This is a genomic window from Candidatus Chlamydia corallus, assembly GCF_002817655.1.
In the GTDB taxonomy this organism is placed as follows: Bacteria; Chlamydiota; Chlamydiia; order Chlamydiales; family Chlamydiaceae; genus Chlamydia; species Chlamydia corallus.
The window spans coordinates 413124-424526 of the sequence record NZ_NWQK01000001.1 but is presented as its reverse complement, the minus strand read 5'-3'; the positions used below and the strand labels follow the sequence as shown (position 1 = coordinate 424526).

The following is an 11403-nucleotide window of genomic DNA, read 5'->3' as shown; positions in this document are numbered from 1 at the left end:
TAGTTTGTGCTTTTGTATAGAAGGTCTTTAAGGTTTACTTATGATCAATAAAGAATTAGATATTGGTATTTTAGGAAAAATCGCTGGGGCCATCAAACAACTTAGTATTGAATCGATTCAGAAAGCCTCTTCTGGTCATCCAGGACTTCCCTTAGGATGTGCAGAACTTGCCGCTTATCTATATAGCTATGTACTGAGGCAAAATCCACGTGATCCTCATTGGATCAATAGAGATCGGTTTGTCTTGTCCGCAGGCCATGGATCGGCTCTTCTCTACTCTTGTTTACATCTTTCTGGATTCGATGTTTCCTTAGAGGATCTTCAGGAATTTCGGCAGCTTCATTCTCGAACTCCAGGACATCCCGAGTACGGTGAAACTGTAGGAGTCGAGGCAACAACAGGTCCTTTAGGACAAGGATTAGGTAATGCGGTAGGCATGGCTTTGTCCATGAAAATGCTAGAATCTCGATTTAATCGTCCTGGACACAATATTTTTAATGGCAAGATCTATTGCTTGGCAGGGGACGGCTGCTTTATGGAAGGAGTTAGCCATGAAGTTTGTAGTTTCGCAGGCTCTTTAAATTTAAATAATCTTGTTGTTATCTATGATTACAATAACGTTGTTCTTGATGGATATCTTAATGAAACGAGTGTCGAGGATACAAAAAAACGTTTTGAAGCTTATGGCTGGGATGTATATCAAATTGACGGGTATGACTTTGTCCATATTCATGAGACTTTTTCGAGCATCAAACATGGTCAAGAACGTCCTGTACTCGTCATTGCCCATACGATTATTGGTCACGGTTCGCCCAAGGAAGGGACAAATAAAGCCCACGGTTCTCCTTTAGGAATTGAAGGGACAAGCGCAACAAAACAGTTTTGGCATCTTCCTGAAGAGAAATTTTTTGTTCCTCCTGCGGTAAAGAACTTCTTTTCTCATAAAATACAAGAAGATCGAAAAGCACAGGAGCAATGGCTTGATGAAGTTCGTGTTTGGTCCAAACAGTTTCCAGAATTGTACGAAGAATTTCTTAAGTTGACCTCTCATAAGTTGCCCAAAAACCTAGAATCCGTTGTGCAAAGTGTAGAAATGCCAGACTCTATAGCTGGCCGCGCTGCTTCAAATAAACTGATACAAGTACTAGTGCAGCACATTCCCTATTTGATTGGTGGGTCTGCAGATCTTTCGAGTTCAGACGGTACTTGGATTGCAAATGAAAAAGTAATCCATACGTATGATTTCTCTGGAAGAAACATTAAATACGGTGTTCGTGAGTTTGGTATGGCGACAATTATGAACGGACTCGCTTACAGCCAGGTGTTTCATCCTTTTGGTGGAACATTTTTAGTGTTTTCTGACTATATGCGTAACGCTATTCGTTTAGCAGCACTCTCTAAATTGCCAGTCATTTACCAATTGACTCATGATTCTATATTTGTTGGAGAAGACGGACCTACACACCAGCCTGTGGAACAATTGATGTCTTTGCGCGCTATCCCTGGATTATATGTAATACGTCCTGCTGATGCTAATGAAGTTAAAGGAGCGTGGATTGCAGCATTAAAGCACTCAGGCCCTACAGTCATTGTATTGTCGCGACAAGCATTGCCCACATTATCTGCTGCGCACCGGCCTTTTAAAGATGGTGTAGGCCGTGGTGCTTATATTGTCTTAAAAGAGTCTGGAGAAAAACCTGACTATACTCTCTTTGCCACAGGATCTGAAGTTTCTTTGGCTCTTTCTGTAGCTAAAGAACTAGAACACTTAGATAAGCAAGTGCGAGTGATTTCCTTCCCGTGTTGGGAGCTTTTTGAAGCTCAAGATGTAGACTACAAGCAGAGTATTGTGGGTGGGGATCTTGGAATTCGTGTCTCTATAGAGGCAGGATCTGCTTTGGGGTGGTATAAGTATATCGGATCCGAAGGTTTAGCTATTGCTATGGATAGATTCGGATACTCAGGAGCTCCTGATGATGTTTCTGAAGAATGCGGATTTACTACAGAGCAAATTCTTCAGAGAATTCTCTCTCAATAGTCATGGTCAGAGGCTCCAGATCCTCTAGCCATAGTGTCATCGGCTTCTCCAATTTCCATATGAGGAAGCCCTTGATAAGGCAGACCTTTCTTATGTCCAGAAGCAGCGCGTTTTTGCATGATTTTTTCAAGATTTTCTATGACTTCTTGACCTGTTATGATGTGGTCTTTCGTATAGGTATTAAAGACGTGATTGCCACTCGATTTTGTTTTGATCCCCCCCTTCCTTAGGGGAAGATCTGAAATCAATAATAACGCTCCAATAGGCAGATTTCTGCGGTATCCCGCAGCAAAAAGTGTTGCGCATTCCATTTCTGCGGATTGAGCTTTAGTTTCGTAGAGTTTTTGTCTAAATTTTTTGTTAAATTCCCAAAAGCGAATGTTCGTCGTATGGGTAATACCAATATGGTAATTTACCTTCTTATCTTCTAAAACTTCAGTTATTGCTTTCTGTACAATAAAATTTGCAAGAGCAGGAACTTCAGGAGGAAAATAGGCATCAGAAGTTCCCTCCCCACGTATACTAGCCATAGGAACAAAGTAATCGCCAACTTGATAATGAGAGCGCAATCCTCCACACATTCCTAACATTAGCCCCGCCTTCATACAAGGAAGAAAAGCACATAAGTCTATAGTTAATGCAGCTCCTGGAGACCCTGGTTTAAAATCTAAAATTGAAGTTTTGATGTGAGGAGCATGGGCAGCAGAGAACATAGAACCTTCAAAGACGGGAACTCCATGTATTTTCGCAAAGGTTTGGATGTAGTAAGAAAAGTTTGTGAGTAAGAGATAAGGACAAAATTGCTTCACGCTAGAGCCAGAATAACGCTCTAACATATCTTGAGCAATTTTGCATTCGGAATTAAGTTTGGGCACGCCCTCTCCTTTAAGCTGCTTTTTTTAGATTCTTAGCATTCTTATTGTTTCTCGGTCATTAAAAAAATCTTAGAAATAGGGAGTTGCAATCTTGATAGCGGGTAGCTGCTGTCCTTTGTATAGAAGCAGGTTCCCTCTATTCTTGATATATATATTCTTCTGGACAAAGGAGAAAAAGCTCGATAACATAAATCGAAGAAAATTAGGAAACAGATTGCTTTATGGTTCGTGTAAGTACTAGTGAATTCCGTGTGGGATTAAGAATCCAAATTGATGGTCAGCCATACCTGATTTTACAAAATGATTTTGTAAAACCAGGGAAGGGTCAAGCTTTTAATAGAATCAAAGTGAAAAATTTTTTAACTGGCAGAGTGATTGAACGGACCTATAAGTCTGGAGAATCCGTAGAGATTGCGGATATCCGAGAGCACTCCATGCGTCTTCTCTATACTGATCAAGAAGGGGCAACGTTTATGGATGACGAGACTTTTGAACAAGAAGTCGTGTTCTGGGATAAACTTGAGAATATCAGACAATGGTTGTTAGAAGATGTTATCTATACCCTAGTTTTGTATAACGGTGATGTGGTTGCTGTAGAGCCTCCGATTTTTATGGAGCTTAGCATTGCACAAACAGCTCCAGGAGTTCGTGGAGATACAGCATCAGGACGTGTTTTAAAGCCCGCTGTGACAAATACAGGAGCTAAGATTATGGTCCCTATCTTTATTGATGAGGGGGAATTGGTCAAAGTGGATACTCGTACGGGGAGCTATGAATCTCGAGTTTCTAAATAGATAGTCGTTGTAGGAAAAGCGTCTCTATCTTAGAGTGCGCAATATGGAAACTAAGAAAATAAAAGAGCTATCTAGAGAGGCTCAACTACTAAAAAAATTAAGAGAGAAGGCTCAAGGTCTTGATGAAGAGAATAAGCGCAAATCTTGGGTTGCTAAGCTTGTAGCTATGCCAGAATCTCTCCGCAATGTTAAGAAAGAAGAGTTAGTGGAAACTCCTGAATTATTTCAAACTATAGCAGAGAAGATTCTAGAAGAGGGCGTTTAAGTCGCCACTTTAATTGTTCCTACGAGTCATTCTACAGCTCCTGAAAATTCAAACTCGCTTCATTACCAATCTCTAAAGGTGCATTAAAATCTAAGAGGTTTTTCAAAACCATAGTATGCACCTGATATTTCTCAGGATACAGGTCTATAACATGGAAACGTGAGTTCGTGGGTAGAGAGATCGATCCGCTATTGAGAATGTATGAAGGTGAAGAATCTAAGCAGCTATAGATAGTAGCATGGTGTTCATGACCATGTAGATAAAGGCGTACTTTAGGATATTTCCTCAAAACGTTGTGTAAAAGTGTGTTGTTGATAAGATCATGGTCTAGTTGTTGTGAAGAGAGCAGAGGGTAATGGTTTGCAATTATGACATTTTCTTCACTAGAAAGAGAGAGTAAAAAGTTTTCAATAGCCGAGATCTGTCCTACATGCACAGCTCCGTTTGCTGAAAACCACCCATTCAAACAAGAACAATCTAATAGAATTAACCACCAATGATCTGTGAGCTTGTGAAACGACACCTTATTCTGTTGGAGTTGCTCATTCGGAAAGTAGGTATAAAATGTTTGCTTTGCAAGAGCTTTAGGGGTGTACACATCGTGGTTCCCAGGCAAAAGGTAAACAGAAGAGTGTTTAGCTAGAGTTTCAACAAAATGCTTAGCAAGTAAGAACTCTGCATCCATAGCAGTAAGGGAGAAATCTCCAGTGATGCATATGCTATCAGCTCCAAGAGATTCTGCAACCTTTGGGAAACGCTGACCTATCGTTGTGGCTTGAAAATTCACTAATCCAAATACCTTACGCAAGAGTCCTTTGAGTCTTTTATTAAAGCAGTGCAGGGGATTGAAAGGGAGAACATGAAAATGTACATCGGAGATGTGAATAACACGATGCACATGTTGCGGTTTTTCTTGCATATGATGTTGCTCACTTTTGTTTTTCCAATCCGATCTATTGTATTAGAAATTAGGGAAAAATTCTAACAGCAAAGATGTATGGCTCAGGAGAAGTTCTCAAAGTCTTTATTTTAAGAATCGAACTTAAATTGCTTATGACAAGTTGTTTCTTAGTTTTATGAGAGAAGATTAGAGCATAGAAATTTCATATTGATTTTCAAAAATTAAAATTTTAGAAGAGAGAATCAGAATAGCGGTATCTAAAGCACAGGCGAACACTGTAGATATCATAGCTAGAGAATCTAAGATTCCTCCAGCAATAAGGTCTTCAATTTTTCTAGAAAACACACTGACTCCTAAGCTTGTCGTTCCAAGTGAGGAGAGCTTAGCAATAACCGCATCACCGTCCAAATCTGCATTGGCGGCCAAGAGCCTTATGGGAGCACAACAGGCTTTCTCTAAGACAGAAATCGCTACTTTATTCTCATCAATATCGTTATCCTTAGGGCTTGCTAAAGTTAAAGATGCATAAAACAACGCAGTTCCCCCTCCAGGAACATAACCACGACTTAAAGCAGAGTCCATAATCTTAAGAGCTAGGTTATATAAAGCTTCGTTATCTTCATCAACAGGAAGAATGGCTACGGAACTTTCCAGTCTATTTTTTCTTTTGATAAGCCTTTTTTTGGTTTCGGGGCATGAAGTCGTGCGGATGTCTTCTGCTAATTGCTGCGTCTTCAGGGCCAGGACTTCGGGGATGTGTAGACCTCCAATTAATATCGTTTGTGAATCCGAGATTTCTATAGATAAACATGATCCTAAAGTCACCATCTCGGGAGTTAAAATATGAGATCCTTCTTGGTAAGAACAAATGTGAGTCCCAGTAAATAAAGCAATATCCTCACCTAATTCTTGATTTACAGTAGAGAGTTCGGGAATTGTGACTACAGTAACTCGCAAGAGTCCTTGCAACTTGTTAACGACGAGGGTGGCAAGTACGTCCGGATCGATATCTTCACAGAAAATTATCAGGTGTTGATCTTGTTCTGAAATTTCTTGCAGTAGGGGAAGAAATGGGTGAATAGTAGAGATTTTTTTATCTGTGATCAGAAGTAAGGGATGAGCAATTCTCGTCAGACGGGATGCTGTGTCAGAAACAAAATAGGTGGAGGCATAACCTGCAGGAATTTTAAATCCTTGGAAGATATCCATTGAAGTTTTATCGATTTCTTTTTCGTTAGTTATAGAAATAAGACCTTCAGGGCCTACAACAGACAAAGCATTGTAAAAATCATCAGCAATGATTGACATTTGTAAAGTAGAAAAAATAATATTCCGAATTTTTTGTGCATCTTTAATCGGCCAAGATTGTTGCTGTAATGCCTCTTGGAGTTTTTCTCCTTGAGCTTTTAAAGCAGAAATCAGTTTATGAGTAGGGATTCCCTGTTCTAAAACCGAGTAGCTTTCTTTTAAAATTGCATGAAGTAAAATAAGGCCAGTGGTAGCACCATCGCCGTGTTCTTTATGGATTTTATTCGCCATGGCTTTTGCAAAATCCACACCTATATTTTCATAGGAATCGGTAAGTTCTGTTTGGGAAATCGAGCTGAATCCCCGCTCTTTAAAGAAAGAAGATTGAGAGAGGGACTGCTTAGGACCGTAAGATCGCTTCACTACCTGGAAAAGTTTATCTATACCTGAAAAAAGTTTTTTATCAGCGTCATAGTTAGATAATTTTTCCTGCTCAGACATGCAAACCCCCAGTAGGTAGGAAATTTTCACACTACCAATTTGTTTTTTAGTTCACAATATCTTCAGTAAGAAAGGTGGCACCCGGAATCGAACCGGGGGTAGAGGCTTTGCAGGCCTCGGCCTTACCGCTTGGCTATGCCACCAAAAGGGAAAATTAGAATCCTCAGTTTAAGCGAAAGGAGATTTTATGATAAGCGAGAAGTGTTTATAATTCGAGAGGCTAGGGATATCTTCGTTGTTTCTAAGGGATGCGATTCCCTTCAGTCTTCTCAAAAAATAGGTTTTGTAATTGAGCTGATAAGGTTGCTTGCATTCTTGTCTTCATTTTAAATATAGTATTTTTTAGGGTAGGTCTCTCCTCTTGATAGGGAATGCAGACTTTCTAAAATCCTAGATTCTGTAGGCAAAATATATGCGAGCTGTGTTGCTTGAAGATTGGGTCTCTCTGATGCTCTCAGATGTTTCTTGCCCCAAGTCTGACAAAAAAATTACAGGATTTGCTATAGATAGCAGGGAAATACAGCCTGGAGATCTATTTTTTGCTCTTCCTGGAAGCGCAACAGATGGTCATAAATTTTTAAAAGAAGCAGCAAAATCAGGAGCTGTTGGAGCGGTTGTCTCCAGTCAATACCAAGGAGACAACTTTGGCTTGGAATTGATCCGTGTTGAGGATCCTAAATTTGCTCTGCAACAAGCAGGGACGAATCAATATAACCTATTCCAAGGAAATCTTGTTGGGATCACAGGATCTGTAGGGAAAACAACAACAAAAGAATTCTCAAAAACACTTCTAAGCTCTGTCTATAAAATTCATGCAAGTCCTAAAAGTTATAATTCGCAGTTGACCGTCCCTTTAAGTTTATTGATGGCGGATGGGGACGAAGATGTTATTATTTTAGAGATGGGAGTTTCTGAACCAGGGAATATGCGCGATCTTCTTCGTATCGTGCAGCCAGAGATTGCAGTGATCACGCATATTAATGACCAACATGCTATGAATTTTCCCCAGGGGATCCAAGAGATCGTAAGAGAAAAAAGTTACATTCTACAAAGAAGTAAAGTGCAGCTTCTCCCCAAAGATTCCTCATGCTTCCCAGATCTATGGGCTTGCTCTCCTAATGCTAACAAGTTTTCTTTTTCTTTTAATGATCCTCTCGCAGATTTCTGCTATAAGGCTCTTAGTGAAGAATCTGTAGTGATCCAAACTCCTGAAGAAAATTATCATCTCCCGATAGCTTTTTCTTATAAACCTGCATACATCAACTTATTAATTGCTGTAGCACTCTCTTGGATTTTAGAAGTTCCAGAAGAAAGTTTGATACGTGCCTTACCCGAACTGAAATTGCCTCCTATGCGCTTCGAACATAGCCTCAGAAATGGAATACAGGTAATCAACGATGCATATAATGCTTGTCCAGAAGCTATGATTGCTGCTCTCAATGCTCTGCCTTTACCAAGTGAGGGAGGGAAAATCATTTTAATTTTGGGTCATATGGCTGAATTAGGCATGTATTCAGAAGAAGGACATGCTTTGGTAGCTGAAAAAGCAGCTTCTCGAGGACATATTATATTTTTTATTGGGGAAAAGTGGATTCCAGTGCAACGCATTTTAAAAGACTATTCTTGTGAAGTTAATTTTTTCCCCTCAGCTCAAGATGTCAAAGATATTTTGAAGCAAATTGTACAACACGGGGATGTGATTCTATTGAAAGGTTCTCGTGCCTTTGCCCTAGAATCTTTGTTAGCTTGTTTTTAATTCCTTAGGCGCAAGTATGGTTCCCTTAGTTCCGCTTTTAAAGCAGTCCTTATTTTTTTCTTTGGCTTTGACAGGAATGACAGCTCTTTTGTTTACAGTAGTTCTGGGTGTTCCTGTAATGAAATGGCTTAAAAGAAAAGACTATCGTGACTACATCCACAAAGAATATTGTGAGAAACTCCAGATTCTTCACAAAGATAAAGCTCAGGTTCCTACTGGAGGAGGAGTCTTACTTTTTATCTCTTTACTTGCTTCGCTACTCATTTGGTTGCCTTGGGGAAAATTTTCAACATGGTTCTTTGTTGCCATCATGGTTTGTTACGCAGGTCTGGGTTGGTATGATGATAGAATAAAAATGAAACGAAAACAGGGGCATGGACTCAAGGCTAAGCATAAATTCATTGTTCAAATTTTAATCGCAGCTTCTACTCTCATTTGCCTTCCCTACATCTACGGGAGTGCGGAACCCCTATTTACTCTCAAGATTCCTTTTATGGAAGGTATGTTTTTTATGTCCTCTTGGATAGGGAAAGTTTTTTGCTTGGGACTCGCTCTTGTAGCAATTATAGGAACAAACAATGCAGTAAATCTTACCGACGGCCTGGATGGACTTGCTTCAGGAACAATGTCTTTAGCTGCTTTGGGATTTATCTTCGTTGCTCTACAAAGTTTTACAATTCCTATAGCTCAAGATGTCGCTTATGTTTTAGCAGCCCTTGTAGGAGCCTGCGTAGGATTCTTATGGTATAATGGTGCTCCAGCACAGCTTTTCATGGGAGATACGGGATCGCTGCTTCTAGGAGGCATGTTAGGTAGCTGTGCTGTTATGCTACGCGCAGAATGTATTCTAGTCATCATTGGAGGGGTCTTTGTTGCTGAAGCGGGATCTGTAATTTTACAGGTAGTTAGTTGTAAATTAAGGAAAAAACGCATTTTCTTATGCTCTCCACTACATCATCATTATGAATATCAGGGGATGCCTGAGACCAAAATTGTCATGCGCTTTTGGATTTTTAGCTTTATATGCGCAAGTATAGGGATAGCCGCTGTATTATGGAGATAGATATGTGCCAGCGTATTCTCGTTTTGGGTGCTGGAATCACAGGAAAGTCCGTAGCAAGGTTTTTATATAGGCAAGGACATTATCTTATAGGAGCGGACAGTTCCTTAGAAGCTCTGATATCAGTAGAGAATCTGCATGAAAGAATCTTCATGGAAACAGGCGAGTTTCCTGAAAATATCGACCTTGTGATTCGCTCTCCAGGAATCAAACCGTATCATTCGTGGGTAGAACAAGCATTATCCCGTAAGATCCCCGTGGTTACTGATATTCAAGTTGCTTTGAAGACACCAGAATTTCAAAGATACCCCTCCTTTGGAATTACAGGATCTAATGGCAAGACGACAACAACATTATTTCTAGTCCATCTCTTAAATACCTTGGGAATTCCTGCTATAGCTATGGGCAATATCGGCTTGCCTATACTAGACCAAATGATACATCCAGGAATTCGTGTTGTAGAAATCAGCTCGTTTCAGTTAGCAACTCAAGAAGAAAACATTCCTGTATTTTCTGGAGCTGTATTGTTGAACTTTTGTCGTAATCACCTGGATTATCATCGCAACTTAGAGGCCTATTTTGATGCTAAAGTTCGCATAAAAAAATGCCTGCGTCATGCCAAAACGTTTTGGACAGGGAGCGACTGTTGCTCAGGGAATCCTTATCAAATTTACTCTGAAAAAATTGAGAAGATTTTAGATAAAGGGGATGCATTAAAACCAACATACTTGCATGATAGAGATAACTATTGTGCAGCTTATGCTTTGGCTAATGAAGTGAGTTGCATTTCTCCAAAAGGTTTTCTAAAGGCAGTTCAGACATTTGAAAAACCTGCCCATAGATTAGAGTATCTTGGGGAAAAAAATCACGTACACTACATTAATGATAGCAAAGCCACGACAGTGACAGCAGTAGAAAAGGCTCTTATGGCTGTAGGGAAAGATGTTGTTGTTATTTTGGGCGGCAGAGATAAAGGTGGAGATTTCATTGCCTTAACTTCTGTGTTGTCCCAAACAGCCAAACACGTCATCGTTATGGGGGAGAGTCGAGAGACAATAGCTCGTGCCTTATCAGGAACGATTCCTTTGACGCTAGCTAAAGATTTAGAGGAAGCGGTGTCTATAGCTCAAATTATAGCACAAGAAGGAGATACTGTTTTATTGTCTCCAGGATGCGCAAGCTTTGATCAATTTCAAAGTTTTGAAGAACGGGGAACTTACTTTAAACTGTTGATCGGGGAAATGCAGGCAGCGAGGTAGATATGAATCGTAGAGACATGGTAATAACAGCCGTCGTGGTGAATGCTATATTGCTTGTGGCTCTTTTTGTCACATCAAAGCGTATTGGCGTCAAGGATTATAACGAGGGATACCGTAATTTTGCTGCCAGCAAAATTACACAAGCAGTTGTTTCAGAAGAAAAAGTCATAGAAAAGCCTTTAGTCGCAGAAGTTCCAAATCGTTCTATAGCTAAAGAAACCCTAGCTACACAGTTTATTGAAAGTAAGCCTGTTATTGTAACGACCCCTCCTGTGCCTGTCGTTACCGAAACTCCTGAAGTCGCTACTGTCACGGTCGTGCCTCAGTCTGTTCAGGAGAGTTTGAAAGAGGAACAATCTCCTTATGCTACTGTTGTCGTGAAAAAGGGAGATTTTCTTGAACGCATTGCGCGAGCTAACCACACTACCGTTGCGAAATTGATGCAGATCAATGATCTTACGACCACCCAACTTAAAATTGGCCAGATCATCAAAGTGCCTACTTCTCAAGAAGTCGGCAGTGAAAAAAATCCTCAAACACAAAATACTACATCTGAAAATTATTATATCGTCCAAGAAGGAGATAGCCCTTGGACAATAGCATTGCGCAATCATATTCGATTGGACGATTTGCTAAAAATGAATGATCTTGATGAGTATAAAGCCCGCCGTCTCAAACCTGGAGATCAGTTGCGCATACGTTGATT

The 11403-nt window shown here is 40.1% G+C and carries 10 protein-coding genes and 1 tRNA gene; 7 read left to right on the top strand and 4 right to left on the bottom strand.

Going from position 1 to position 11403, the window contains the following annotated elements; translation table 11 throughout:
• Positions 1–40: 40 nt before the first annotated feature.
• Positions 41–2038, top strand: a complete 1998-nt coding sequence (gene tkt / locus CMV32_RS01880; protein WP_100934235.1) for a transketolase — start codon at positions 41–43, stop codon at positions 2036–2038.
• On the opposite strand, the gene CMV32_RS01875 is transcribed toward tkt, so the two are convergent.
• A complete protein-coding gene (locus tag CMV32_RS01875; protein WP_239923138.1) occupies positions 2032–2874 on the bottom strand; it encodes an AMP nucleosidase in 843 nt (280 codons plus the stop codon). The genes tkt and CMV32_RS01875 overlap by 7 nt on opposite strands.
• Before the next feature lie 260 nt (positions 2875–3134).
• On the opposite strand from CMV32_RS01875, the gene efp reads away from it, so the two are divergent.
• Both efp and CMV32_RS01865 read left to right on the top strand, forming a co-directional pair.
• Positions 3135–3707, top strand: coding sequence for an elongation factor P (efp, locus tag CMV32_RS01870; RefSeq protein ID WP_100934233.1), 573 nt, complete (start codon positions 3135–3137; stop codon positions 3705–3707).
• Positions 3708–3750: 43 nt separating this feature from the next.
• Positions 3751–3972 carry a hypothetical protein gene (locus tag CMV32_RS01865; protein ID WP_192940630.1) on the top strand — a complete coding sequence of 74 codons (222 nt, stop codon included), beginning with the start codon at positions 3751–3753 and terminating at the stop codon, positions 3970–3972.
• Between the two features lie 31 nt (positions 3973–4003).
• On the opposite strand, the gene CMV32_RS01860 is transcribed toward CMV32_RS01865, so the two are convergent.
• The 3 genes from CMV32_RS01860 to CMV32_RS01850 form a co-directional block, all read right to left on the bottom strand.
• Positions 4004–4891 carry a metallophosphoesterase family protein gene (locus tag CMV32_RS01860; RefSeq protein WP_100934231.1) on the bottom strand — a complete coding sequence of 296 codons (888 nt, stop codon included), beginning with the start codon at positions 4889–4891 and terminating at the stop codon, positions 4004–4006.
• Between the two features lie 168 nt (positions 4892–5059).
• A complete protein-coding gene (gene groEL3, locus CMV32_RS01855) occupies positions 5060–6622 on the bottom strand; it encodes a variant chaperonin GroEL3 (protein WP_100934230.1) in 1563 nt (520 codons plus the stop codon).
• A 72-nt stretch (positions 6623–6694) separates the two neighbouring features.
• Positions 6695–6765: transfer RNA gene (locus tag CMV32_RS01850), tRNA-Cys, on the bottom strand.
• Between the two features lie 269 nt (positions 6766–7034).
• On the opposite strand from CMV32_RS01850, the gene CMV32_RS01845 reads away from it, so the two are divergent.
• From CMV32_RS01845 to CMV32_RS01830, 4 genes are read left to right on the top strand one after another with little or no spacing between them, the layout of a single operon-like run.
• A complete protein-coding gene (locus CMV32_RS01845) occupies positions 7035–8378 on the top strand; it encodes a UDP-N-acetylmuramoyl-tripeptide--D-alanyl-D-alanine ligase (RefSeq protein WP_100934229.1) in 1344 nt (447 codons plus the stop codon).
• A 16-nt stretch (positions 8379–8394) separates the two neighbouring features.
• Positions 8395–9441: a phospho-N-acetylmuramoyl-pentapeptide-transferase gene (mraY, locus tag CMV32_RS01840; protein ID WP_100934228.1), complete on the top strand. Its 1047-nt coding sequence runs from the start codon at positions 8395–8397 to the stop codon at positions 9439–9441.
• A gap of 2 nt (positions 9442–9443) precedes the next feature.
• A complete protein-coding gene (murD, locus tag CMV32_RS01835) occupies positions 9444–10697 on the top strand; it encodes a UDP-N-acetylmuramoyl-L-alanine--D-glutamate ligase (RefSeq protein ID WP_100934227.1) in 1254 nt (417 codons plus the stop codon).
• Between the two features lie 2 nt (positions 10698–10699).
• Entirely contained in the window at positions 10700–11401 is a 702-nt protein-coding gene (locus CMV32_RS01830; RefSeq protein WP_100934226.1) for a lytic transglycosylase, read from the top strand.
• Positions 11402–11403: the final 2 nt, after the last annotated feature.